21 protein-coding genes and 1 tRNA gene are annotated in these 23,781 nt (G+C 71.4%); 14 read left to right on the forward strand and 8 right to left on the reverse strand.

What is annotated here, in order from left to right; translation table 11 throughout:
- Positions 1-104 precede the first annotated feature (104 nt).
- Both AC069T_RS05235 and AC069T_RS05240 read left to right on the forward strand, forming a co-directional pair.
- Complete coding sequence (locus tag AC069T_RS05235; RefSeq protein WP_478781432.1) at positions 105-557, forward strand: DUF485 domain-containing protein; 453 nt, start codon at positions 105-107, stop codon at positions 555-557.
- Entirely contained in the window at positions 554-2,164 is a 1,611-nt protein-coding gene (locus tag AC069T_RS05240) for a sodium/solute symporter (RefSeq protein WP_478781433.1), read from the forward strand. The genes AC069T_RS05235 and AC069T_RS05240 overlap by 4 nt, the downstream gene beginning before the upstream one ends.
- 363 nt (positions 2,165-2,527) lie before the next feature.
- Here the strand turns inward: AC069T_RS05240 and AC069T_RS05245 are convergent, their stop codons facing one another.
- From AC069T_RS05245 to AC069T_RS05255, 3 genes are all read right to left on the reverse strand, one after another.
- Positions 2,528-3,412, reverse strand: coding sequence for a cellulose-binding protein (locus tag AC069T_RS05245; protein WP_478781434.1), 885 nt, complete (start codon positions 3,410-3,412; stop codon positions 2,528-2,530).
- 194 nt (positions 3,413-3,606) lie between these two features.
- A complete protein-coding gene (locus tag AC069T_RS05250; RefSeq protein WP_478781435.1) occupies positions 3,607-6,657 on the reverse strand; it encodes an SUKH-4 family immunity protein in 3,051 nt (1,016 codons plus the stop codon).
- A 7-nt stretch (positions 6,658-6,664) separates the two neighbouring features.
- The gene (locus tag AC069T_RS05255) at positions 6,665-7,651 is read right to left on the reverse strand and encodes an SMI1/KNR4 family protein (protein WP_358850092.1); all 987 of its coding nucleotides are present in this window, start codon (positions 7,649-7,651) and stop codon (positions 6,665-6,667) included.
- A 249-nt stretch (positions 7,652-7,900) separates the two neighbouring features.
- Between AC069T_RS05255 and AC069T_RS05260 the strand changes: the two genes are divergently transcribed.
- A complete protein-coding gene (locus AC069T_RS05260; protein ID WP_478781436.1) occupies positions 7,901-8,413 on the forward strand; it encodes a YwqJ-related putative deaminase in 513 nt (170 codons plus the stop codon).
- Between the two features lie 49 nt (positions 8,414-8,462).
- A complete protein-coding gene (locus AC069T_RS05265) occupies positions 8,463-8,957 on the forward strand; it encodes an SUKH-3 domain-containing protein (protein ID WP_478781437.1) in 495 nt (164 codons plus the stop codon).
- 71 nt (positions 8,958-9,028) lie between these two features.
- Here the strand turns inward: AC069T_RS05265 and AC069T_RS05270 are convergent, their stop codons facing one another.
- Entirely contained in the window at positions 9,029-10,345 is a 1,317-nt protein-coding gene (locus tag AC069T_RS05270) for a sensor histidine kinase (protein WP_478781438.1), read from the reverse strand.
- A gap of 168 nt (positions 10,346-10,513) precedes the next feature.
- Between AC069T_RS05270 and AC069T_RS05275 the strand changes: the two genes are divergently transcribed.
- The 7 genes from AC069T_RS05275 to AC069T_RS05305 all read left to right on the forward strand — a co-directional run bounded on the left by AC069T_RS05275 (position 10,514) and on the right by AC069T_RS05305 (position 16,165).
- Positions 10,514-11,386, forward strand: coding sequence for a hypothetical protein (locus AC069T_RS05275; protein WP_478781439.1), 873 nt, complete (start codon positions 10,514-10,516; stop codon positions 11,384-11,386).
- A gap of 11 nt (positions 11,387-11,397) precedes the next feature.
- A tRNA-Gln gene (locus tag AC069T_RS05280) sits at positions 11,398-11,468 on the forward strand.
- Between the two features lie 114 nt (positions 11,469-11,582).
- Positions 11,583-13,031, forward strand: a complete 1,449-nt coding sequence (gene glmU / locus AC069T_RS05285) for a bifunctional UDP-N-acetylglucosamine diphosphorylase/glucosamine-1-phosphate N-acetyltransferase GlmU (RefSeq protein ID WP_478781440.1) — start codon at positions 11,583-11,585, stop codon at positions 13,029-13,031.
- Between the two features lie 110 nt (positions 13,032-13,141).
- Positions 13,142-14,116, forward strand: coding sequence for a ribose-phosphate diphosphokinase (locus AC069T_RS05290; RefSeq protein ID WP_121402468.1), 975 nt, complete (start codon positions 13,142-13,144; stop codon positions 14,114-14,116).
- A gap of 186 nt (positions 14,117-14,302) precedes the next feature.
- Complete coding sequence (locus AC069T_RS05295; protein WP_478781441.1) at positions 14,303-14,896, forward strand: 50S ribosomal protein L25/general stress protein Ctc; 594 nt, start codon at positions 14,303-14,305, stop codon at positions 14,894-14,896.
- 70 nt (positions 14,897-14,966) lie between these two features.
- Positions 14,967-15,578 carry an aminoacyl-tRNA hydrolase gene (pth, locus tag AC069T_RS05300; RefSeq protein WP_478781442.1) on the forward strand — a complete coding sequence of 204 codons (612 nt, stop codon included), beginning with the start codon at positions 14,967-14,969 and terminating at the stop codon, positions 15,576-15,578.
- A gap of 98 nt (positions 15,579-15,676) precedes the next feature.
- Positions 15,677-16,165, forward strand: a complete 489-nt coding sequence (locus tag AC069T_RS05305) for a hypothetical protein (RefSeq protein ID WP_478781443.1) — start codon at positions 15,677-15,679, stop codon at positions 16,163-16,165.
- 86 nt (positions 16,166-16,251) lie between these two features.
- On the opposite strand, the gene ppc is transcribed toward AC069T_RS05305, so the two are convergent.
- Positions 16,252-18,984 carry a phosphoenolpyruvate carboxylase gene (gene ppc, locus AC069T_RS05310; protein ID WP_478781444.1) on the reverse strand — a complete coding sequence of 911 codons (2,733 nt, stop codon included), beginning with the start codon at positions 18,982-18,984 and terminating at the stop codon, positions 16,252-16,254.
- 325 nt (positions 18,985-19,309) lie between these two features.
- On the opposite strand from ppc, the gene AC069T_RS05315 reads away from it, so the two are divergent.
- A complete protein-coding gene (locus AC069T_RS05315) occupies positions 19,310-20,320 on the forward strand; it encodes an acyl-CoA desaturase (RefSeq protein WP_478781445.1) in 1,011 nt (336 codons plus the stop codon).
- A complete protein-coding gene (locus AC069T_RS05320; RefSeq protein WP_355790251.1) occupies positions 20,317-20,991 on the forward strand; it encodes a TetR/AcrR family transcriptional regulator in 675 nt (224 codons plus the stop codon). Before AC069T_RS05315 ends, AC069T_RS05320 begins: the two co-directional genes overlap by 4 nt.
- Positions 20,992-21,004: 13 nt before the next feature.
- Here the strand turns inward: AC069T_RS05320 and AC069T_RS05325 are convergent, their stop codons facing one another.
- Together AC069T_RS05325 and AC069T_RS05330 are read right to left on the reverse strand one after the other, a co-directional pair.
- A complete protein-coding gene (locus AC069T_RS05325) occupies positions 21,005-21,445 on the reverse strand; it encodes a VOC family protein (RefSeq protein WP_478781446.1) in 441 nt (146 codons plus the stop codon).
- A gap of 1 nt (position 21,446) precedes the next feature.
- Positions 21,447-22,256, reverse strand: coding sequence for a trans-aconitate 2-methyltransferase (locus AC069T_RS05330; protein ID WP_478781447.1), 810 nt, complete (start codon positions 22,254-22,256; stop codon positions 21,447-21,449).
- A 134-nt stretch (positions 22,257-22,390) separates the two neighbouring features.
- Between AC069T_RS05330 and AC069T_RS05335 the strand changes: the two genes are divergently transcribed.
- Positions 22,391-22,888: a MarR family winged helix-turn-helix transcriptional regulator gene (locus tag AC069T_RS05335; protein WP_476753845.1), complete on the forward strand. Its 498-nt coding sequence runs from the start codon at positions 22,391-22,393 to the stop codon at positions 22,886-22,888.
- Here the strand turns inward: AC069T_RS05335 and AC069T_RS05340 are convergent.
- Entirely contained in the window at positions 22,847-23,614 is a 768-nt protein-coding gene (locus AC069T_RS05340) for a LuxR C-terminal-related transcriptional regulator (protein ID WP_478781448.1), read from the reverse strand. The two genes, AC069T_RS05335 and AC069T_RS05340, sit on opposite strands and share 42 nt — an antisense overlap.
- Positions 23,615-23,781: the final 167 nt, after the last annotated feature.

Genomic DNA, 23,781 nt, shown 5'->3' on the forward strand with positions numbered 1-23,781 from the left:
TCGGAGAAACCCCTCCTCCCATCGGCTACTTGCGAGTAACGTGCCTCGCTCACCCCCCGCTCCCTGCGGTCCCCACGGACCCGAGCCGCGCAAGGAGAAACGGGATGCCAGACGCGTTCTCGTTCCCCGAACACCAGCCGCATCAACCGAACCGGCCGTCGCCCCACAACTCGTCCCCCTCATACGCCACCTACCCCTGGGAGCCGCCACCGGCCGAGCCTCCGCGACCACGGCGGCCGCGCCATCACGCGCTCGGGCAGCACAGCGACATCCGCCTGCTGCGCAGCGCCTACCGCCGGCAGCGCCGGGTGGCCACACTCACCGCGCTCGGCTACTTCGTGCTCTTCCTCCTCCTCTCCGCGTTCGCCCCCTCGCTGATGGCGAGCCCCGTCTCCGGCGGGCTGTCCCTGGGGCTGCTGCTCGGAGTGCTCCAGGTCCCGGTCACCTGCCTGGCGATCTGGCTGTACGAGTACACGGCCCGCCGCCGTGTCGACCCCATCGCCGACCGCATCCGCAGACAGTCCGAACTGGACGTCCGACGGGAGGCCTCCCGATGACCGGCTTCAGCAGTTCCGCGCAGGCGATGTCCCTCGTCGCCTTCACCGCCGTCGCCACCATCACGCTGCTGCTGTGCGTGATGACGGGCCCCGACCGCGACGACATCGACGAGTTCTACACCGGGTACGGGTCGCTCTCCCCCCTGCGCAACGGCCTGGCCGTCGCCGGGGACTACATCTCCGCGGCGACCGTCCTCGGCACCGGCGGAGTCATCGCGCTCGCCGGGTACGACGGGGTCGTCCTCGCCCTGAGTACGGCGCTGTCCCTGATGCTGCTGATGTTCCTGCTGGCCGAACCGCTGCGCAACGCCGGCCGGTTCACCATGGGCGACGCGCTCGCCCGGCGGATGCCGGGACGCGCGGTCCGCATCACCGCGTGCGCCGCGACCATCACCGCGCTGCTCCCGCTGATGCTGGTGCAACTCGCCGGAACCGGCGACCTGCTGGCGTTCCTCCTCGGCTTCTCCAGCGACTCCCTGAAGACCGGCTGCGTGATCGGGCTCGGCGTGCTGATGATCAGTTACGCGGCGATCGGCGGCATGAAGGGCACCGCACTCATCCAGATCATGAAGATCGTGATGCTGCTGGGCTCCGGCACCGTGGTCGCCGTCCTCATCATGAGCAGGTTCGACTGGAGTCCGGGCGCCCTGCTGGACGCCGCCGCGCAGGGCAGCGGGGCCGGTCCGGCCTTCCTGCGGTCGGGACTCCAGTTCGCGGGCGGCCCCAGTCCACGCCTGGACATGATCAGCGCGGAGCTGACCGTCGTACTCGGCGGGGCGTGCCTGCCTCACATCACCATGCGCATGTACACCGCCAACAGCGCCCGCCAGGTCCGCCGTTCGCTGTCCTGGGCGGTGCCGTGCGTGGCCCTGTTCGTGCTGGTCATCTCGGTCGTCGGGTTCGGCGCGACGGCCCTGGTCGGACGCGGGGCGATCTCCGCCGCCGACCCGCAGGGCAACACGGCCTATCTGCTGGGCGCCCGGGCCGCGTTCGGGACGAACGTCTCGACGGCGGAGACCCTGCTGTTCACGACCGTCACCACGGCGATCTTCCTGACCGTGCTCGCCTCGGTCGCCGGGATGATCCTGGCCTGCGCCAACTCCCTCGCGCACGACGTGTTCGCGGCGCGCGTGCAGGAGATGACACCGCGCCGCGAGATGACCGTCGCCCGGCTCTCCGCACTGGCGGTAGGCGCACCGGCGATCCTGCTGGCCACGCTCGTCCAGCACCACAGCCTGCAGCCGCTGGTCACCCTGTCGTTCTGCCTGGGCGCCTCCGCCATCGCGCCCGCGCTGGTCTACAGCCTCTTCTGGCGCCGCTACACCCGGGCCGGCCTGATGTGCACCCTCATCGGCGGCTCGCTCACGGTCCTCGTGCTGATGACCGGCACCAACCTGGTGTCCGGCTCCCCCGCCTCCGCCTTCCCCGAGGCGGACTTCAACTGGTTCCCGTTCACCACGACCGGCATCCTCTCCATCCCGCTCGGCTTCGCCTACGGCTGGCTGGGCACGGTGGCCTCCGGACGCCGGAAGGCCGGGGAGCAGCGCCGCCAGTACGAGGCCGTGGAGGGCTGGATCCTGGCCGGCGCGGTCCGCCGCACCGACTGAGCCCCACGCGCCCGCCGAAAGCCACCCGGCCGGGCGAACACCGTCCACCGGCCGGGGGGCACCCCGGCCGATGGACAGCGGGGTCGGCTGGGGGAGCCACCCCGGCCGGTGCACGGCGGGCGCAGACTCGGGGCACCCCTGCGATGCAGGCAGGCGCAGACTCGGGGCGCCCGTCCGGGGGTGCCCGGTGGCACCGGGCGGTTGAACAGCGGGCATCGGCTCGGGGTGATCACCGGGATGCACGGCGGGCGCAGGCCCGGGGCGCCCCGGCGGGATGCACGGCGGGGGGCCGGCCGGGTTCACTCCGGACGGTGAAAGCGCGGGTGCCGGCCGGGTTCACTCCCTCGAGGGCGGTGGGCGTGGTCACTCCGCCGGCGCCCGGCCCGTCAGCGCCGTGAGTTTGCCGCGTACCTGGTCCATCTGGGCGCGTACCTCGTCCCATCGTTCGCCGTGCTCACGCAGGACACCCTCGGTCTCCCGCGCGATGCCGTCCGCACGGACCCTGGCCCCGGCGACCACCTCCGCGGCGCGCGCTTCCGCCGCCTCCTGGGTGTGCCGCACCGACTCCTCGGCCCGCGCCAGCTCCCGCCCCGCCGCGGCCAGGCCGGCCTCGGCGCGCGCCACCAGTTCCTCGTGGTGGGCGTCGAGCGCCGCCGCCCGCTCCGCGGCCGCCCGCTCGGCCTCCTCCCAGCGCGCCGCGTGCTCCCTCTCCTGCTCGGCGAGCAGTTCCCCGGTGCGCCGCCGCGCCTCCCGCAGCGCGGCCAGCGCCTCACTGCGGCCCGCCTTCACCGCACGGCGGGCCGAGATCCGCAGGTCGTCGGCCTCGGCACGGGCCACCCGCAGCCGCTCTCCCACGTGCTCGTCGGTCGCGGCGCGCACCTCGTCGGCGTACGCCTCGGCGTCCTCGCGCAGCCGCCGGCCCGCCGCCTCCGCGTCCTCGACGAGCTGCCGCGCCTGCCGCCGGGCGCCCTCGCGCACCCCGTCGGCCTCCTGTCCGACGAGCGCGAAGAGCCGCCGCGCACTCTCACCGAGACTCTCGTACGTCTGCGGGGCCAGCCCGGCGACCACCTCGCGCAGGTCCTTGGCGTCGGCCTCCATCTCCCTGGCCAGCACGGTCAGCCGGGCGGCCCGCTCCCAGGCGGCGTCACGGTCCCGCGAGAGGGCCGCGGCGAACGCGTCGACCTGCTCGGGACGGTAACCGCGCCGTACGGCCACGAAGCCGTGCGGCGACACCGAAGCGCTGCTCATCCGGGAACCCCTCTCCGCCGAACACACACGAACTGACGAATGATTTCGCGTATATCGTGACGGATCACACGGAAGTGTTCATAACGCGACACTCCGCTTGACCGTTCCGGTCAGGGTTCACAACGAAAGGGGCGGTTCCGGTCGTACGACCGGAACCGCCCCTTCGGCGTCGAGCACCACGGCTCAGCGGCGCCTCACAGCAGCCCGTCCCACATCTGCTCCAGCAGCACCGACCACCAGCTCTCCGGCGACCCCAGGGCCGCCGGGTCGAGGGCCGCCAGCTGCGCCTGGAAGTCGACGGTCCAGCGTCCCGCCTGCTCCTGGTTCAGGCCGTACCGCAGCCGCCACATCCGGCCCAGCAGCGCCAGACAACGCGTGAACTCGGGCAGGCCCGTGTTCACGAACTGCGGCGGCACCGACCCGCCGCCGGGACTCGCCTCCACCGGCACGGCCACGATGTTCGCCGTGCCGTACTGGACACAGACCGCCCGGCCGAAGTCGGTGCCCATCACGAGGTACGAACCCGCGTCCGGGGCCGGCTGCACACCCCGCTCCTGCGCCAGCTCGGCGAGCGTCGGCACCGGGCGGCCCGGCTGCGCCTGCGCCCAGAAGAACGGGCCCATGTCGACCGGCAGTCCGGCCACCACCAGGGTGTGCGCCACGATCGGCGGCACCCCCTGCCGGGAGACCGCCGCATGGTCGAAGCGGAAGACACCCGGCCCGAACGCCGCCGCCAGCTCGTGCGCGATGCTCTCCGGCGGGACCGGCGGCGCGGGCTGCACCGGCGGGATCGGCGCCCGCACCGGGGCGGGCCGCGCCGGGCCGTCCGCCACCTGATGCAACTCGCCCTGATGCGCCAGCAGTTGATGCATTCCCTGCTGACGGCTCGCGTGATCCGTACCGTACGGGGCGATGCTGGTGATCCGGGCCTGCGGCCACGTCTCCCGGATCATCCGCGCGCAGTACGCACCCGGCAGCTCGCAGGACTCCAGCTCCGTGTGCAGCTCAAGCACCTGCTGCGGCGGCACGTTCATCGCACGCAGCTCGTGCAGGATCTGCCACTCCGGGTGCGGGGTGCCCGGCGCGGAACGCCGGATCAGCTGCTGCTCCGACCCGTCCTGGGCGCGGTAGCGCAACACGGCCTGGTAGCCGGGACCCACGGTCGGCTGACCGCCCTGCGGATAGCCGTACGCCGGCGGCTGTCCGGGCACGGGCTGACCCGGCATCGGCTGACCGGGCACGGGCCGACCGGGCATCGGCTGCGGCCCGCCCGGGGGCATCCCGGGGGCCTGCGGCGGCGGCGGCGCGGAGGGGCCGCCGACCGCGGGGCCGGCCAGCATCGTCGCCGCGTGATGCACGGCACCCGGGGCGCCGGGAGCCCCCGGGGCGCCGGGCGGCCTCGGACCGCCGACGGCGGGGCCCGCCAGCATCGTCGCCGCGTGGTGGGCGTCACCCGCAGGCGTACCACCGGGCGGGTTCGGCGCACCCGGAGCATGCGGGGCGCCCGGAGGGCTCGGGGGCGGGGGCGCGCCCGGACCGCCGACCGCGGGGCCCGCCAGCATCGTCGCCGCGTGGTGGGCGTCACCCGCAGGCGTACCACCGGGCGCGCCCGGGGCCTGCGGTGCGGACGGCGCACCCGGGCCCGGGAGGCCCTCTGGCCGGTCCGGACCCAACTGGGACATCAGCTGCGTCGGCACGTAACCGCCCGCCGGGGCGCCCGGCGCACCGGGACCGGGCGGGGGCGTACTACCCGGGCGTGCGCCCGGCATCCCGGGCGCACCCGGCGGCGGAGGCGTCGCCGCCCCGCCACCCCGCGCACCGCGCGCCGGCCGCTGCGCCTTGCTGGTCGCGGCGTCCGCGATGTCACCAGCGTGCGGCGGCAGCGGGCGCCCGGCGGACGCCGGACCGGCGGGCGGCTGCGGCGCACCGGGACCGGCGGGACCCTGCGGGTAGCCGTAGGACGGGGCGCCCGGCGGAGGCGTGCCCTGCGGACCACCGGGGACGGGCACACCGGGAGGCGGCGTGCCAGGACCTCCGGGGGCATGGGCACCCGGCGCCGGAACACCCGGAGCGCCGGGGGCGGTCGCGCCCGGAGGTGGCGTGCCGGGGGGCGGGGTGCCGGGGCCACCGGGAGCAGCCGTGCCCGGGGCGCCGGGAGCGCCGGGAGCCCCGGGAGCCCCGGGAGCAGCCATGCCCGGGCCACCGGACACCGGCACACCCGGAGGCGGCGTACCCGGACCACCGGAGAACGGCGTGCCGGGAGGCGGCGTACCCGGGCCGCCCGGCCCCTGCGGATAGCCGTACGCGGAACCGGCGGGCACAGACCCGGACGGAACCCCACCGGGGCCCCGCGCACCCGGGTCCTGCGGGGAAGGGGAACGGGACGGCAACGGCGACGGCGTGCCGGGGTCGTCCAGCGCGGGCGCCAGCGTCGTACGCGGAAGGGCACTGCCACCCGACATCAGGGCCGTCTTCGCATCCGGCGTCACACCCGGCGGCGGCGCCACCTCGTCGAAGTCGCTCAGCGGCGGCGCGAACACCGTCGCGGGCAACGGCACCGAACGGTCCTCGCCCGCATCGGCGTTGGTGTCCGTCCCGGCCCACGGCGTCGCCCCCGCGGGCGCACCCGACGGCGCACGGTCCTGCGGCGGCGCGTCCCGCACCTCGTCGTCGGACGCGGCGGCCGGCCACGCCGTCGCCCCCTGGGGAGCGGCAGCGACACCGGCACCCGAGGACTCAGAAGACACCCGGACACCCTCGCCGTCCGACACCCCGGCGACCCCCGGACCCCCGCCCACAGAAGCCCCGTCGGCAGACACCTCCGCAGCCGCCGGACGCGACCCCGCCCCGTCCGACGCACCCGCCCGGCGGTCCGGAATCCCCATCCGGTCCGCCGCCTCCTGAAGCCACTCCGGAGGACTCAACAGGAACGACGTCTGATTCAGATCCACCCGCGCAGCAGGCGCCGGACCCGCCGGCGCGTCCGACACCCCGTACTCCTCCTCGTACCGGCGAACGACCTCACCCACCGGCAACGCCGGCCACAACGTCGCCTCACCACTGTCACGCGCGATGACGAGCCGCTGCGCCCCACCGTCCGAACGCGGACCGTCGGCACGGTCCTCCGCCCACACCACGAACCCGAGATCGAACTCCCGCACCCGCACCTCCCGGTGCTGATACGAGGCCACGTCCCCGTTGATCCACTCTTCCGCGCGCTCCTGCGCCTGCGCGAAGGTCACCATCGGACGCTCACTCCCCCACCGAAGAGACGGGCACGGCGTACGCGAAGCCACCGTCCACCATCAGATTCGCCACCGTCTCCAACTCCGGCGGACTGCCCGCCAGCCGGGACAGGAACGCGTCGAAATCGTCCCCGCACGGCAGCAACAGCCGCTCCACCCGCTCGGCCGGCGGCCACGCGTCCCGGTCACGCGCATCGTCGTACGCGCAGAACCACACCGACCCGACCGCGTCACCCTTCACCTTCACCGCGAGCAGACCACCCTGCACGAACCCGACGCACAGATAGTCCTTCGTCAGATGATCACGCAGACACTTGTTGATGTAGACGAGATCATTGACCGCCGCCTCGTCACGCACCGTGAAGAACGGCTGGTCCACCAGCAGCCCCAGCTCCGCGTCGAGCGCCGCACCCACCGGCGCACACCCGCCCGCCGCCTTCAGGAACGACCGGTAGGCACCCGGAAGCCGGTACCCCAGGTCCTCCTCGACCCCCAGCACCTGCTGCTCCGACACCGCCACCGACGACTTCGGCAACCCGAAATGCGCCGGCCGCGTCTCCTGCAACGGCCGCGTGCCCCTCTTGTCCTGATCCACCGCGGCCGTCGCCAGACCACCGTGATGCCGCAACAACGCCTTCACCTCGACCGGCACCAACTCCAGCCGCCGCGACCCCGGCACGTGATGCCACGTCCACCCGTGCGGCGTCGCCACCGACGGAATCGTGTCCCACAGGTCGTGCCCGGTCGCGGCCAGCGCGGCATTCGCCGACACGTAATCCGTCAGCCGCAGCTCATCGACCCCGAAACCCTCCGGCGGCTCGGCGATCTCCGCGGCGGCACGCGCATACGGCGAGAAGTCGGGATAGCCGTGCTCGTCCACCCGCACACCTCCGGGATGACGCGCGGCCCGGACCGGATCCGGAAAATGCACGACCTGCCCCGCGTATGCCGCGTTCGGCGGCGCGGCTTGCTGCCCGAGCCGACCTGTCGTCATGGCGATTGCCCCCTGCGGCGTTCTTCGTACGGCGGTATGGATCCCGGATGTCGACAGCCTATGCGGTACGACGACACAGGTCACCGGGCCTCCAGTTCCGTGACCAGCCGTCACCCCGCCGTGACCGTACGCCGAAGACCGGGCGTGTCGCGGCGCCCCAGCTTCCCCACCAGCCACGCCGTTTGGCAGTCTGTGTCCCCACCGGCGGCGGCGGTCACATCAGCGGCCGCCACCACGGGCCGGGAGGGGATGGCAACCATGAACGCGACACAGACGGGCACGTCCGGCGATCCACGCGTCGGCTGGAGCAGCACCGAAACACCCCACGCCCCCACACTCCTCCACCGCCGCGACGGCATACTCCCCACCGTCGCCGCCGCCCTCTCCGTACGCGGCGCCACCCTCACCGGAACAGCCGCCCGCGGCGACCAGCCCCCCGCCCTCCACCCCCTCGTACAGGACTTCCTGGACACCCTCACCAGCTCCCAGCGCGACCGCTTCACCGGACGCTGCGCCGAGACCATCCTCATCTCCCGCCACATCACGTCCGCCGACGCCACCCGCAGCAGACGAGCCGCCCGCAGACCCATGACCAACGGCGAAGCCCGCAAAGCCCTCAAGCACGCCAAACTCACCGCCCGCCGCATCCGCGAGGACGGCGACCCCCTCCACGGCAGCTTCGCCGCACCCTGCCGCTCCTGCACCGCACTCAGCGCCCACTTCGGCGTACGCGTCGTCGACCCCACAGCACAGGACGACTGACCCCACCCCCCACCACGCCGGACCACGACACTCGACGAACCAAGGGCAGATGCACGCCGACCGCACCTCCACCACACGCTTCCCCGTCCCCGTCGACGCCGCGCTGCGGGACGCGGGCTGGCAGCCGGGACGCTGGGACATAAAGCAGGCCGAATACTGGGCCGACACACTGCGCGGACACACCTCACCCGCAGGACACCGCCACACCGTCTTCCCCGCCGCCGTAGAAGCCTGGGCCGAATTCGGCGGCCTGCGCATCACCCCCCAGGGACCCGGCCGCCGCGTCGCCCCCGTCAACCTCCACCTCGACCCGCTGCACGGCCTCCACATGGCCCGCACCCTCGGCGACCTCGGCCGCGCCCTCGACACCGAGGTCTGCCCCCTCGGCGAGGAGACCGACACCGGCGCCGCCCTCGCCATCGACACCGAAGGCCGCGTCTACGCCCTCGACCACACCGGCGACTGGTACCTCGGCCACGACCTCGACCAGGCCCTCGCCACACTCCTCACCGGCCTCGAACCGGTCCGCCTCACCGCCGTCTGACCCACCCCGGGACACCCGCGGACCCACACCCCGACGGACACCCGCACCACGCCTGACGCGCACCCGCACCCTCAGGCCGCCGGCAACACCGCCGACACCCGGTAACCCCCCGCATCCGTCGGCCCCGAGACGAACACACCCCCGAGCGCCGTCACCCGCTCCTTCATCCCCAGCAGCCCGTTGCCACCACTCGGCAACCGAGCCGACGACGCCGAACCCGGCTCCGGCGGCGGCTCGTTCTCCACCTGCATCGCGATCTCCGACGAACGATGCGCCAACCGCACATACGTCTTCGCCCCCGCCGCATGCTTGTGCACGTTCGTCAACGCCTCCTGCACCACCCGGTACGCCGTCTGCTCCACCTCCGGCGCATACGACCGCACCACCCCCTCCACCGACAGCGCCACCACCATCCCCGCCGCCGCCGACTGCCCCACCAACTCGTCCAACTCCGCCAGACACGGCCCGTCCGCCGCCTCGTCCACCGCCCGCGACGCCGCCACCGCAGCCGCCACCCCCACCGCCACCAACGGCACCGCCGGACCCCGCCCCACCCGGGAACCCGCCACCTCCCCCGTCCGCAGCACCCCCAGCATCTCCCGCAACTCCGTCAACGCCTGCCGGCCCATGTCCCCCACCAGCGCCGCATTGCGCACCGCCTTCTCCGGATCCTTCCGCGCCACCGCCTGCAACGCCGCCGCGTGCACCACCATCAGACTCACCCGGTGCGCCACCACGTCGTGCATCTCACGCGCGATCCGCGTCCGCTCCTCGTTGCGCGCCCACTCCGCACGCTCCTCCGCCCGCTCCGCAAGCAGCTGCAACTCCCGCTCCAGCGAATCCGCCCGCTCCCGCAGACTCTCCATCAACCGGCGCCGTGCCCCCACATACAGCCCCAGCAGCACCGGGGGCGCCGTCATCCCGAGCGACGTCGTGATCGACAGGAACGGGACGAACCAGTCCCCCATCGTCAGATCCCCGCGCACCACGTCCTGACGCGCCCGCACGAACGTCACGATCAGCGTCCCCACCAGGGACATGCCCGCCAGCGCCCCGATGATCCGGCGCGGCAGCTCGGACGCGGCGAGCGTGTACAGCCCGACGACACCCATCAGGAAACCCATCTGCGCAGGCGTGATCGCGATGGCTACGAGCACCACCGCGATCGGCCACCTCCGCCGCAGCACCAGCACCGAGCCGGCCACAAGACCGAACACGATGCCCGCCGCGAGCGGCAGACCCGCGTCCCGCGCGAACGGAACCCCCTCCGCCGCGCACTCGACCGCCGACGCCAGCGCCAGGCCGACGTCCAGCACCGCACTGCGCCACTTCGTCCACCACCACGGCCCTCTCCCGGCCGCGGTGTGGTCTTCCCCCGTCGTGGTCATGCCTCCCAGCCTACGGGCGCACCCCGGGCGGTTTCCGGTGAGTTTCCGCGACCGACCCCCACCACACTCCGTTATCGAACAGAAGCGAAACCTGCCGGTATCCCTCGAACTGCTGAATCGCACATTGTTCGCCCCCGGACGCCCGCATTCCGCCCGAAGCCTGTGCCCATGGCATATCCACACGGCAAATACACCGACTTCGAAACCCTGCGGGAACGGGCGGTGGCGCTGCGACGGGCGGGGCTCAGCCGCCGCCAGATCCGCGACCGGCTCCTCGTGGACAACAACGACATCCTCAACCGGCTCCTGGACGGCGAGCCCGCCCCCGAGTGGACCCACCGCCCCAACGCCAAGGACGACCTCCGCGCCCGGGCCCGCGAACTGCGCCTCAAGGGCTGGACGTACGACCGGATCCAGCTGGAGCTGGGCTGCTCGAAGAGCTCGATCTCTCTGTGGGTGCGAGACCTGCCGAAGCCGGAGCGCCGCAACCCGGCGGAACAGGCCAGGCTCGCGGCCCGCAAGCGGTGGGAGCACGAACTGGCCGTACGGGACGAGGAGCGCCGACGCGTCAAGGCAGCCGCAGCCGCGGAGATCGGCCCCCTGTCCGCCCGCGAGCTGTTCCTGCTGGGCGTCGGCCTGTACTGGGCGGAGGGCGCGAAGGACAAGCCGTACGACCGCCGCGAGAAGGTCACCTTCGTCAACAGCGACCCCGGCATGATCGAGGTCTTCCTCCGCTGGCTCGACCTGCTCGGCGTGGAGCGGGACCGCCTGCGCTACTCCGTGATGATCCACGAGAACGCCGACGTCGCAGGCGCCGAACGGTACTGGGCGGACCTGGTCGGAGCCGACCCGTCCGCCTTCTACAAGACGACGCTCAAGAAGCACAATCCCAAGACGGTCCGCAGGAACGTGGGCCCGGCGTATCAAGGGTGCCTGGCAGTCACTGTCCGCCAAGGCGCCGACCTCTACCGTCGCATCGAAGGGGCTTGGTACGGCATAGTGTTGTCCGCGCGCGACGCCGGTCGATCGAACCGGACATAACGCGCAGACCATCCCGGGTCGTCTAATGGCAGGACAAATGGTTTTGGTCCATTGAATGAGGGTTCGATTCCTTCCCCGGGAGCAAGCAATGTCCGGGCCCTGACGGCTCCGTCAGGGCCCGCTCTCATGTCGCCCCCGAAACGCCCCGGTATCCTGCGGATGTCCACCCCGCCATCCGTAGCCGAAGGGCATCCCCGTGAGCGCCAACCGCCCGGCAGCCGTCGTCGTCCTTGCAGCGGGTGAGGGCACCCGTATGAAGTCGGCCACACCGAAGGTCCTGCACGAACTCTGCGGACGCTCCCTGGTGGGCCATGTGCTCGCCGCCGCGCGCGAGTTGGACCCCGAGAACCTGGTCGTCGTCGTGGGTCACGCCCGTGAGCAGGTCACCGCGCACCTCGCCGGCACCGACCCGGGCGTACGCACGGCCGTGCAGGCCGAGCAGAAGGGGACCGGGCACGCCGTCCGGATGGGCCTGGAGGAGCTGGGCGGAGCCGTCGCCGGGACCGTCGTGGTGGTGTGCGGCGACACGCCGCTGCTGACGGGCGCGACCCTGGAGCGGCTCGCGGCGACGCACGCCGAGGACGGCAACGCGGTCACGGTGCTGACCGCCGAGGTGCCGGACGCGACGGGGTACGGCCGCATCGTGCGGGACGGCGCGAGCGGCGCGGTGACGGCGATCGTGGAGCACAAGGACGCGAGCGAGTCGCAGCGTGCCGTCCGGGAGATCAATTCCGGGGTGTTCGCGTTCGACGGGCGGCTGCTGGCGCAGGCGCTGGGCAAGGTGCGTACGGACAACAGCCAGGGTGAGGAGTACCTGACGGATGTGCTCGGGATCCTGCGGGAGGCGGGTCACCGGGTGGGGGCGTCGGTGGCGGCCGATCACCGGGAGATCGCCGGTATCAACAACCGGGTGCAGTTGGCTCAGGCGCGGCGGATTCTGAACGACCGGTTGCTGGAGCGGGCGATGCTCGCGGGGGTGACCGTGGTGGATCCGGCGTCGACGTGGGTGGATGTGACGGTGACGTTCGAGCGGGACGCGGTGGTGCTGCCGGGGACGCAGCTTCTGGGTGCGACGCATCTGGGTGAGGGTGCGGAGGTGGGTCCGCATTCGCGTCTGAAGGACACCTCGGTGGGTGCGGGGGCGCGGGTGGACAACACGGTGGCGGACGGCGCGGAGGTGGGTCCGCAGGCGAGTGTGGGTCCGTTCGCGTATCTGCGTCCTGGTACGCGTCTGGGGCTGAAGTCCAAGGTGGGTACGTACGTGGAGACGAAGAACGCTTCGATCGGTGAGGGGACGAAGGTGCCGCATCTGTCGTATGTGGGTGATGCGACGATCGGTGAGTATTCCAACATCGGTGCGGCGAGCGTGTTCGTGAACTACGACGGGCAGGACAAGCACCACACGACGGTGGGTTCGCATTGCCGTACGGGTTCGGACAACATGTTTGTGGCTCCTGTCACGGTCGGGGACGGCGCGTACACCGCGGCGGGCTCGGTGATCACGAAGGATGTGCCGCCCGGTTCGCTGGCCGTGGCCCGTGGCCAGCAGCGGAATATCGAGGGTTGGGTGGCCCGTAAGCGTCCGGGGAGCGCGGCCGCGAAGGCGGCGGAGGCGGCTTCCCGGGAGCCGGACGGCGAAGGCTGACCGGAAACCGGCACGTCGGACACGGCGTACCGTGATAGGTGCACAACTCGCACCCCCAGCTGAGATCACTTCTCAACGCCCAGCTGAGACACCTCTGAGGAGACAGTGCTGTGACCGGGATCAAGACGACCGGCGAGAAGAAGATGATGTTCTTCTCCGGCCGCGCCCACCCCGAGCTTGCCGAGGAGGTCGCCCACAAGCTGGGTGTCGGGGTTGTCCCGACGAAGGCCTTCGACTTCGCGAACGGTGAGATCTACATCCGTTATCAGGAGTCGGCTCGTGGCGCCGACTGCTTCCTGATGCAGAGCCACACGGCTCCGATCAACAAGTGGATCATGGAGCAGTTGATCATGATCGATGCTCTGAAGCGGGCTTCCGCGCGGAGCATCACGGTGATCGTGCCGTTCTACGGTTACGCGCGGCAGGACAAGAAGCACCGTGGGCGTGAACCGATCTCGGCGCGTCTGATCGCGGACCTGATGAAGACGGCTGGTGCGCACCGGATCCTGACGGTGGATCTGCACACGGACCAGATCCAGGGCTTCTTCGACGGTCCGGTGGACCATCTGTTCGCGCTGCCGATTCTGGCGGACTACGTGGGCGCGAAGGTGGACCGGAGCAAGCTGACGGTGGTGTCTCCGGACGCCGGCCGGGTGCGGGTGGCGGACCGCTGGTGCGACCGGCTGGACGCGCCGCTGGCGATCGTGCACAAGCGTCGTGACAAGGACGTCGCCAATCAGGTGACCGTGCACGAGGTCGTCGGTGATGTGAAGGGCCGGGTCTGTGTCCTGGTCGACGACATGATCGACACGGGTGGCACGATCTGTGCGGCGGCGGACGCCCTGTTCGCGCACGGTGCGGAGGATGTCATCGTGACGGCGACGCACGGTGTGCTGTCGGGTCCGGCGGCGGACCGGCTGAAGAACTCGAAGGTGAGCGAGTTCGTGTTCACGGACACGCTGCCGACGCCGGGTGAGCTGGAGCTGGACAAGATCACGGTGCTGTCCATCGCGCCGACGATCGCGAACGCGGTGCGTGAGGTGTTCGAGGACGGTTCGGTGACGAGCCTGTTCGAGGAGCAGTGAGCCGTCCGCGGGCTCACTGAAGATCGATTTCTGGTACGGCCTCCGCGCCGAGTAAGCTGTGACAGTTGCTCGGCGAGGGAGGCCGTACCGCGTTTTCGGGGTATGGCTGTCCGTTATCGACGCGCTCTTCGTAGCAGGCCGTTCGTGGCCGGGTGACCACTTTCCCCACGTACTACGAGGAGTGACATGTCCGAGGTCAAGATCGCCGCTGAGACCCGCACCGAGTTCGGCAAGGGTGCCGCGCGTCGTATCCGTCGTGACAGCAAGGTTCCCGGTGTCGTGTACGGCCACGGTGCCGACCCGGTTCACGTGACGCTTCCGGGTCACGAGCTGCTGCTCGCCCTGCGTACGCCGAACGTGCTGCTGTCCCTGGAGCTCGACGGCAAGTCGCAGCTGGCCATCCCGAAGGCCGTGCAGCGTGACGCGATCAAGGGCTTCCTGGAGCACGTCGACCTGCTGCTCGTCCGCAGTGGCGAGAAGGTCACGGTCGAGGTCTACGTCCACACCGAGGGCGAGCTGGCTCCGGGCGCCTACCTGCTCGAGCACGTGCTGAGCACGCTGACGGTCGAGGCCGAGGCCACGCACATCCCCGAGTCGGTCACCGTGTCCATCGAGGGTCTGGAGGCCGGTGCCGCCATCCTCGCGAAGGACATCCCGCTGCCGTCGGGCACGAAGCTGGCGATCGACGAGGACGCGGTCGTCCTCCAGGTCCTGGCCGCGCAGGCGGAGGAGGCCTCTGCGGAGGCCGAGGGTGCGGGCGACGAGGCCGCCGAGGCCTGATCCCCCCGAATTTCTCTGTTGTCAGCCGCCGTTCCGTTCCGGAGCGGCGGCTGGCGCGTATCCAGCACACATGGGAGACACGGACGTGACGACCGACGCCAATGCGCCCTGGCTGATCGTGGGGCTCGGCAATCCGGGGCCGGAGTATGCGATGAACCGGCACAACGTGGGCTTCATGGTGGCCGATCTGCTGGCGGAGCGGGTCGGCGGGAAGTTCAAGCGGGCCGGGAAGGCGCAGGCTCAGGTGATCGAGGGGCGGATCGGTCCGCCGGGTCCTGCGAACCGGCGGGTGATTCTGGCGAAGCCGATGTCGTACATGAATCTGTCGGGTGGTCCGGTGAACGCGCTGCGGGATTTCTACAAGGTGCCGGTGGGTCATGTGGTGGCGGTGCATGACGAGTTGGACATCGAGCACGGGGTGCTGCGGTTGAAGCTGGGCGGGGGTGACAACGGGCACAACGGGCTGAAGTCGATGACGAAGGTGATGGGTCCGGACTATCACCGGGTGCGTTTCGGTATCGGACGTCCGCCGGGGCGGATGCAGGTGGCGGATTTCGTGCTGAAGGACTTCTCGTCGGCGGAGCGCAAGGAGCTGGGGTATTTCGTGGACCGTGCGGCGGATGCGGTGGAGGCCCTGGTGATCGAGGGGCTTGAGCGGGCGCAGTCGACGTACAACTCGTGAGGGACCGGGTGCTGTCCGGTCCGGCTGCGGGGGGACAACGGCGACTTGTCGCCCGGCCGGGTTGACCGGGTGCAGTGCCATGGCCAAGGATCGCGGCCATGTGTCCCCGGGCGTCCTCCAGTCAGAGCGCGTATGCGGCGCTGCGGTTCGGGCGGCTGGCGGCGATGGGTGTGGTCGCGGCGTTGATCCTCGTCGCGGGTGTGTGGGGTTCCTGGGGTACGGCGCAGCACGTGATGCTGACCAAGGGGCGTGAGCAGGGGACGATGCGGGTGACGTCCTGTGCGGACGATGTCTGCTGGGGGCCGTTCCGGCCGACGTCGGTGGGGTCGCAGGCGCGTGGCCGGGTGGTCATCGAGCGGTCGGTGGCGGTGGAGGCGGGGCGGACGTACTCCGTGGCGGTGAAGCCGGGCAGTGCTCGTGTGGTGCGTACGGGGCCTGCGGGGCTGTTGTATGCGTGGGTTCCGCTGGCGGGTGCGTTGTTGCTGGCGTCGGTGGTGGTGGCGGGTGGTCTGCGGTTGCCGCGGGTGGCGTGGTTGATGGCGGGGGCGGGTGTCACGTTCTTGACGGCGACGTTCCTGGTGCTGTGAACCGGTGATGTTCCAGGTGCTGTGAACGGGTGTGGCCCCCGTCCTCGTGGTGCGAGGGCGGGGGCCACCTTGTGTGGGCCGGGGGGTCAGCCGGTGTTGCGCAGTCCGGCGGCGACGCCGTTGACGGTGAGGAGCAGGGCCCTGGAGAGCAGCGGGTCCGGTTCGGAGCCGGCTGCGGCCTCGTCGCGCTGGCGCTTGAGGAGGGCGACCTGGAGGTAGGAGATGGGGTCCAGGTAGGCGTCGCGGATGGCGAAGGTCTGCTGGAGGACGGGGTGGTTGTCGAGCAGTCGTTCGCCGCCGGTGACGCGCAGCACCTCGCGGACGGTGAGTTCGTGTTCGGCCTTGATGGTGTCGAAGACGTGCTTGAGCTCGTCGGGGACGAGGGTCTCGACGTAGTGGCCGGCGATCCTGAGGTCCGTCTTGGCCAGCGTCATCTCGACGTTGGAGAGGAAGTTGCGGAAGAAGTGCCACTGCTCGTGCATCTCGTCGAGGACGCTGTCGAGGCCGGTCTCGCGCAGGGCCTTGAGGCCGGAGCCGACGCCGAACCAGCCGGGCACGATCTGCCGGGACTGGGTCCAGCCGAAGACCCACGGGATGGCGCGCAGTCCGTCGAGCGAGACGCCCGAGCCGGGGCGGCGGGAGGGCCGTGAGCCCAGGTGCAGGTCGGCGAGCTGGTCGACCGGCGTGGAGGCGAGGAAGTAGGTCGGCAGGTCGGGGTCCTCGACGAGCCGGCGGTAGGCGGCGTGGGCGGCGTCGGAGACGACGTCCATCGCGGCGTCCCAGCGGGCGAGTGACTCGTCGGACTGGCGGGGGGCGGTGTGCAGGGCGGATGCCTGGAGGGTGGCGGCGACGGTCAGTTCGAGGTTCTCGCGGGCGAGTGACGGTACGAGGTACTTGTCGGAGATGACCTCGCCCTGTTCGGTCACCTTGATCTCGCCTTCGAGGGTGCCCCACGGCTGGGCGAGGATCGCGTCGTGGGAGGGGCCGCCGCCGCGGCCGACGGTGCCGCCGCGGCCGTGGAAGAGGCGCAGGCGGACGCCGTAGCGGTGGGCGACGTCGCGCAGGCGGCGCTGGGCGCGGTGGATCTCCCACTGGGAGGTGGTGATGCCGCCGAACTTGGAGGAGTCGGAGTAGCCGAGCATGACCTCCTGGACGTCGCCGCGCAGGGCGACCAGGCGCCGGTAGGAGGGGTCGGCGAGCATCTCGTCGAGGATGACGTCGGCGGCGCGCAGTTCGTCGGTGGTCTCCAGCAGCGGCACGATGCCGATCTTGGCCCAGCCGGCGTGCAGGTCGATGAGTCCGGCCTCGCGGGCGAGGACGGCGGCGGCGAAGACGTCGTCGGCGCCCTGGCACATGGAGATGATGTACGACTCGATGACCTCGGGTCCGAAGACTTCGAGTGCCTTCTTGACGGTCTGGAAGACGCCGAGGGTCTTCTCGCCCGCGGCGTCGACGGGGGCGGGGCTGGGGGCGAGGGGGCGCCGGGAGCGCAGTTCCTTGGCGAGGAGCTTGCCGCGGTAGTCGCGGGGCATGTCGGCGTAGCGCCAGGATTCCTCGCCGAGGCGGTCGAAGAGCTGGCCGAGGGCGTGGTGGTGGGCGTCGGCGTGTTCGCGGACGTCCATGGTGGCGAGCTGGAGGCCGAAGGCGGCGAGGGTGCGGATGGTGCGGTTCATCCGGCCGTCGGCGAAGAGGGCGCCGCGGTGCTCGCGCAGGGAGCTCTGGATGAGGGTGAGGTCGGCGAGCAGTTCGCCGGTGCCGAGGTAGTCGCGGCCGTCCTGGTGGGGGGTGCCCTTGGCGAGGCGCTGCTTGGTGTTCTCGAGCTTCTGGCGGATGCAGGTGGCCTTGAGCCGGTAGGGCTCTTCGGCGTTGAGCCGCTTGTAGCGGGGGCTGATCTCGGGGAGCTGCTCGAGGTCGGTCTGGAGGGAGGTGAGCAGTTCTTCGGTGGCGCCGGTGTATCTGATGGAGTTCGACAGGAAGCCGCGGAGCTCGTCGATCATGTCCAGGGCGTCGTTGATGCCGTGTTCGTGCTGGAGGATCAGGACGTCCCAGGTGACCTGGGGGGTGACGTTGGGGTTGCCGTCGCGGTCGCCGCCGATCCAGGTGCCGAAGGTGAGGGGGCGGGTGTCGTCGGGGAGGACGACGCCGACGCGTTCGAGTTCGGCGGTGAGGTCCTCGAGGACGTCGCCGACGGCGCCGGCGTGCAGTTCGTCGAGGTAGTAGATGGCGTTGCGGGCCTCGTCGGCGGGCTCGGGGCGGACGACGCGCAGTTCGTCGGTCTGCCAGACGAGGTCGATGTTCTCGGCCAGTCGGGTGTCGTAGCGGCGTCGGTCGGTCTCGGTGACGGGGGTTTCGAGGAGGGCGGCGATGCGGCGCAGCTTGTTGAGGACCGAGCGGCGGGCGGCTTCGGTGGGGTGTGCGGTGAAGACGGGGCGCACGTTGAGGTTGCGGACGGTGTCGCGCAGGTGGTCGGGGTCGGCGTCCTTGAGGCGGTCGGCCGTGCGGGCGAGGAGGCCGCCTTCGGCGGCGCGCCTGGCGCGCAGTTCGCGGCCGCGGTGCACCTGTTCGGTGACGTTCGCCAGGTGGAAGTACGTGGAGAAGGCGCGGACCAGCTTGGCTGCGGTCTCCAGTTCGGTGCCGCGGAGCAGCTCGGCGGCGGCTTCGCCGTCCTCGCGGGTCAGGCTGCGGACCTTCTCGACGAGTTCCAGGAGTTCGGGGCCCTCCTGGCGTACGAGGGTTTCTCCCAGCAGGTCGCCCAGGCGGCGGATGTCGGCGCGCAGCTCGCTGCTGGTCGTCGTGGTCTGTTCGTCGGCACTGCTCACAGGTGCGGCTCCTTGCAGTGTTGAAGCTCGTCTGAAGCTCGTCTGGCGGGGAACCCGGGTGGTGACCGCGCGGCGGGGTGCCGCTCAGGGACGTGGCGCCCGGGAAGATTTCAGAACGGACCGCGCTGTCCGACCGACTCCAAGGATAGGTGTCCATGCGGAGGCGCAGACTGTCGGGCTGTTGCCGTCGGCTTTCGCGCTGCCATACTTACGATACCGTAGGTTACGGAACCGTAGGGATGCCCGTCAGCTCCAGGGATGTCTGTCGGGTCCCTGCTTCCGGCATTTTCTGACTCTTGACCCTCGACCCCACAAGGGGACGCCCATGACCGCAAGCTCCGATGTGTTCGAAGACGCCCCCCGGGCGGACGACGACGGCTCGCTGCCGCCCGCCACGCTGGGCGGTGAGCAGAAGCGTTCGGTGGAACAGTTCGCGCTGCTCCTCTTCATCGTCTTTCCCTTCCTCGCCCTGCTGGCGGCGGTGCCGCTGGCCTGGGGCCGGGGGGTGAGCTGGCTGGACCTCGGCCTGCTGGTGTTCTTCTACTACCTGGGCTGCCACGGCATCACGATCGGTTTCCACCGGTACTTCACGCACGGTTCCTTCAAGGCCAAGCGGCCGCTGCGGATCGCGCTGGCGATCGCCGGTTCGATGGCGGTGGAGGGGCCGGTGGTGCGCTGGGTCGCCGATCACCGCAAGCACCACAAGTACTCGGACGCCGAGGGTGACCCGCATTCGCCGTGGCGTTTCGGTGAGACGCTTCCGGCGCTGATGAAGGGCCTGTGGTGGGCGCACATCGGCTGGATGTTCGACGAGGAGCGGACTTCGCAGGAGAAGTACGCGCCTGATCTGATCAAGGACCCGGCGATCCGGGCGATCTCGCGGCAGTTCCTCGCCTGGACGGCGCTGTCGCTGGCGCTGCCTGCTGTGATCGGTGGTCTGGTGACGATGTCCTGGTGGGGCGCGTTCACCGGTTTCTTCTGGGGTTCGCTGGTGCGGGTGGCGCTGCTGCACCATGTGACGTGGTCGATCAACTCGATCTGTCATGCGGTGGGCAAGCGGCCCTTCAAGTCGCGTGACCGTTCGGGCAACGTGTGGTGGCTGGCCGTGCTGTCGTGCGGTGAGTCCTGGCACAACCTGCACCATGCGGACCCGACGTCGGCGCGGCACGGTGTGGAGCGCGGTCAGCTGGATTCCTCGGCGCGGATCATCCGCTGGTGCGAGCGGCTGGGCTGGGCGTACGACGTGCGCTGGCCGTCACGCTCGCGTATCGATTCCCGCCGGAACCCGGACGGGACGGGCGCCCGCCGCAGGCCGGAGACCGCCGAAGCGGCATGATGGACGGCGTGGCGACCGACTCGAGCACATCCGGCAACGACAAGCAGCGGCGTCCGCGCCGCACCCGTATGACCGGTGCGGAGAGACGTCAGCAGCTGCTCGAGATCGGTCGCACGCTGTTCGCCGCGAAGGGTTTCGAGGCCACGTCGGTGGAGGAGATCGCGGCGAAGGCCGGGGTCTCCAAGCCGGTGGTGTACGAGCACTTCGGCGGCAAGGAGGGCCTGTACGCGGTGGTGGTGGACCGGGAGATGCGCCGGCTGCTGGACATGGTGACCAGCTCGCTGACGGCCGGCCACCCCCGTGAGCTGTGCGAGCAGGCCGCGTTCGCGCTCCTGGACTACATCGAGGAGTACACGGACGGTTTCCGGATTCTGGTGCGTGACTCCCCGATCCCGCAGTCGACGGGTTCCTTCGCGTCGCTGATCTCGGACATCGCCACCCAGGTGGAGGACATCCTGGGCCGCGAGTTCAAGAGCCGTGGCTTCGATCCGAAGCTGGCGCCCCTGTACGCGCAGGCGCTGGTGGGCATGGTGGCGCTGACGGGTCAGTGGTGGCTGGACGTGCGGCGGCCGAAGAAGGCCGAGGTGGCCGCGCATCTGGTGAATCTGGCGTGGCACGGGCTGGACGGCCTGGAGGCGAAGCCGCGCCTGATAGGCCACCGCAAGGCGTAGGGTCCGTCGTCGGTCAGGTCGCAGTCGCGGGGTCCGGCACCGGTCGGTGACCGCTCGTTCCCTGCGGCCCGACCGACGACAGGCTCTGGTCTTCGGCAACCGGTTCCAGGAATTCGAGCCGGTTGCCGACCGGGTCCTCGGAGTAGAAGCGGCGGTGGCCGGGCAGGCCGTCGTCCCAGGTGACGGGGGCCCGGTGGGCGGTGAGCCGGTCGGCGTACGCCTCGATGCCGCGGACTCGCAGGCCGGGGTGGGCCTTCTTCGCGGGCCGGAAGTCCTTTTCGATCCCGAGGTGCAGCCGCACCGTTCCCGCGGCGAACCAGCAGCCGCCGCGGGCGGCGAGGGCGGGTGGCTTGGGGATCTCGGTCATGCCGAGGACGTGTGTGTAGTACGCGCGGAGGGCGTCCTCCGAGCCGGGCGGGGCGGCGAGCTGGACGTGGTCGACGGCGGTCAGCACCTCAGTCCGCCTTCCGGGCGACGGCGAAGACGCGGCGGAACGGGAACACCGTGCCGTGTCCGCCGGCCGGGTAAGCGGTGCGCAGGGCCTCGCGGTACTCGTCGACGAAGGCGTCCGCGTCCGGGCCCAGTTCGGTGAGGACGGGCCGCAGACCCGTCCCCTTCACCCAGTCCAGCACCGGGTCCTCGCCCGGGAGGAGATGCAGGTACGTGGTCTCCCAGACGTCGGTCCGGCAGCCGAGGGCGACGAGGCGGTCCAGGTAGCCGGCGGGGGTGAGGATCGCCCCGTCGTGGCGCAGCGTCTCGCCGAGGCGGTCCTGCCAGCGCGGGGAGCGGGCGATCTCGCGCATGAGGCGGTGGCTGGGCGAGTCGAAGTTGCCGGGGACCTGGAAGGCGAGGGTGCCGCCGGGGGCGAGGCCCTCGACCCAGGCGGGGAAGGACGCGGGGTGCCCGGGCACCCACTGCAGGGTGGCGTTGCTGATGATCAGGTCGTACGGCTCCGCGGGCGTCCAGGTGCGGGCGTCGGCGCCTGCGAAGTCGAGCCGGCCGCCGCCCGGGGTGGGGCCGGCGTGGTCGGTGCGGGCGCGTTCCAGCATCTGCGGGGAGTTGTCGTAGCCGGTGATGTGTGCGGTGGGCCAGCGTTCGGCGAGCAGGGCGGTGACGTTGCCGGGGCCGCAGCCGAGGTCGGCGATGCGGGCCGGTTCCCGCGGCAGGGCCGGCACGCGGGCGAGGAGGTCGGCGAAGGGGCGGGCGCGGTGGTCGGCGTGGCGCAGGTACTGGCTGGGGTCCCAGTGGGGAGCGGCGGCGGGCATGGCGGGCCTCCTGGAGGGTCACGTCCGGTGGGGACGTGACCTGGGCGAGGTGTCCTGGGCGATCTCCACCCTCACACCCCAAGTATCTTGACGTCAAGAGACTTCACGTCGACACAACCACTACACTGATCGTCATGGAGGACGAGGTCGATCGGCTGGTCGCAGCGTGGCGCCGGGAGCGCCCTGACCTCGACGTGGAACCGCTCGAGGTGCTCAGCCGGGTGAGCAGGCTGGCCCGGCACCTGGACCGGGCACGCCGGCTGGCGTTCGCCGAGCACAGTCTGGAGCCCTGGGAGTTCGACGTCCTGACGTCGCTGCGGCGCGCGGGCGCCCCTTACCAGCTCTCCCCCGGCCAGCTCCTCACCCAGACCCTGGTCACCTCGGGCACGATGACGAACCGCATCGACCGGCTCGCCAAGAAGGGGCTGGTGGAGCGGCTGCCCGACCCCAGCGACCGGCGGGGCGTGCTGGTGCGGCTCACGGAGGAGGGCCAGGACCGCGCCGACCAGGCACTGGCCGGACTCCTGGACCAGGAGCGCGCGATCCTCGCGGAGCTCAGCCGCGGGCAGCGCGGCGAACTGGCCGCACTGCTACGCCAGTTGACCGCCCCGTTCGACAACATCCCCGGTTAGGTCGGCGGGTCCGACCCCGGCCCGGCGCGCGAGCGCGACCGCGGCGAGCGTGGAGTGCACCCCGAGCTTGCCGAGGACGTTCTGCATGTGGGTCCGCACGGTGTGCGGCGAGAGGAACAGCCGCTCGGCGACCGCCTTGCGCCCCAGCCCGGCCACCATGCACCGCAGCACTTCCCGCTCCCTCGGCGTGAGGGACTCCACCAGCCGCTCGCTCTCGGTGCGGTGCTTGCGGGCGGCGGTCAGCTCCCGCAGCACGCCGGTGAGCAGGGCGGGCGGCAGATGCGTCTCGTCCCGCAGGACTCCCCGGATGACGGTGAGCAGCCGGGACAGCGAGCAGTCCTTGGCGACCCAGCCCGAGGCGCCGGCCTGCAGGGCGAGGGCCGCGCGGCGCGGGTCGTCCCTCTCGGCGAGCACCACCGTGCGGACGTGGGGCTGACCGGAGCGGACGCCGGCGACGAGCGAGATCCCGTCGACGAGCCCGTCCTCGTTGCTCTCCTGCACGGGGACGGCCGGACGCGTGCCCGGCACGTTGCCGCCCAGGTCCGCGTCGACGAGAGCCACGTCGAATCTGCGCCCTTCCGCGGCGCCCCGCTCCAGGCAGCGCAGAGCGGCGGGGCCACTGCCCGCCGCGGACACGTCGACGTCGGGCTCGGCGGCCAGGGCCGCGGCGAGCGACTCGGCGAAGATGCGGTGGTCGTCGACGACCAGGACACGGATGCGAACCACTGAAACCCCCACTGTCGGAGGACGGCCTGCGCAGGTACGGCGCCCGGAATGATCCCCTGGCCCCCAGGGCCCGGGGTGGGGCGACGCAGCCGCACGGCCGCCGCCGTGCTGGAACTGCTACCCCCACTCCGGGCGTCGTACCCGGCTGTCTCGCCCCCTGATCAGCA

This window comes from Streptomyces sp. NPDC043867 (genome assembly GCF_056435845.1).

Excerpts from the sequence above, each read along its gene's own strand:
- AC069T_RS05235 (WP_478781432.1), top strand. The coding sequence starts at position 105 with ATGCCAGACGCGTTCTCGTTCCCCGAACACCAGCCGCATCAACCGAAC.
- AC069T_RS05240 (WP_478781433.1), top strand. The coding sequence starts at position 554 with ATGACCGGCTTCAGCAGTTCCGCGCAGGCGATGTCCCTCGTCGCCTTC.
- AC069T_RS05245 (WP_478781434.1), bottom strand. The coding sequence starts at position 3,412 with ATGAGCAGCGCTTCGGTGTCGCCGCACGGCTTCGTGGCCGTACGGCGC.
- AC069T_RS05250 (WP_478781435.1), bottom strand. The coding sequence starts at position 6,657 with ATGGTGACCTTCGCGCAGGCGCAGGAGCGCGCGGAAGAGTGGATCAAC.
- AC069T_RS05255 (WP_358850092.1), bottom strand. The coding sequence starts at position 7,651 with ATGACGACAGGTCGGCTCGGGCAGCAAGCCGCGCCGCCGAACGCGGCA.
- AC069T_RS05260 (WP_478781436.1), top strand. The coding sequence starts at position 7,901 with ATGGCAACCATGAACGCGACACAGACGGGCACGTCCGGCGATCCACGC.
- AC069T_RS05265 (WP_478781437.1), top strand. The coding sequence starts at position 8,463 with ATGCACGCCGACCGCACCTCCACCACACGCTTCCCCGTCCCCGTCGAC.
- AC069T_RS05270 (WP_478781438.1), bottom strand. The coding sequence starts at position 10,345 with ATGACCACGACGGGGGAAGACCACACCGCGGCCGGGAGAGGGCCGTGG.
- AC069T_RS05275 (WP_478781439.1), top strand. The coding sequence starts at position 10,514 with ATGGCATATCCACACGGCAAATACACCGACTTCGAAACCCTGCGGGAA.
- AC069T_RS05295 (WP_478781441.1), top strand. The coding sequence starts at position 14,303 with ATGTCCGAGGTCAAGATCGCCGCTGAGACCCGCACCGAGTTCGGCAAG.
- pth (WP_478781442.1), top strand. The coding sequence starts at position 14,967 with ATGGGAGACACGGACGTGACGACCGACGCCAATGCGCCCTGGCTGATC.
- AC069T_RS05305 (WP_478781443.1), top strand. The coding sequence starts at position 15,677 with ATGTGTCCCCGGGCGTCCTCCAGTCAGAGCGCGTATGCGGCGCTGCGG.
- AC069T_RS05315 (WP_478781445.1), top strand. The coding sequence starts at position 19,310 with ATGACCGCAAGCTCCGATGTGTTCGAAGACGCCCCCCGGGCGGACGAC.
- AC069T_RS05320 (WP_355790251.1), top strand. The coding sequence starts at position 20,317 with ATGATGGACGGCGTGGCGACCGACTCGAGCACATCCGGCAACGACAAG.
- AC069T_RS05330 (WP_478781447.1), bottom strand. The coding sequence starts at position 22,256 with ATGCCCGCCGCCGCTCCCCACTGGGACCCCAGCCAGTACCTGCGCCAC.
- AC069T_RS05335 (WP_476753845.1), top strand. The coding sequence starts at position 22,391 with ATGGAGGACGAGGTCGATCGGCTGGTCGCAGCGTGGCGCCGGGAGCGC.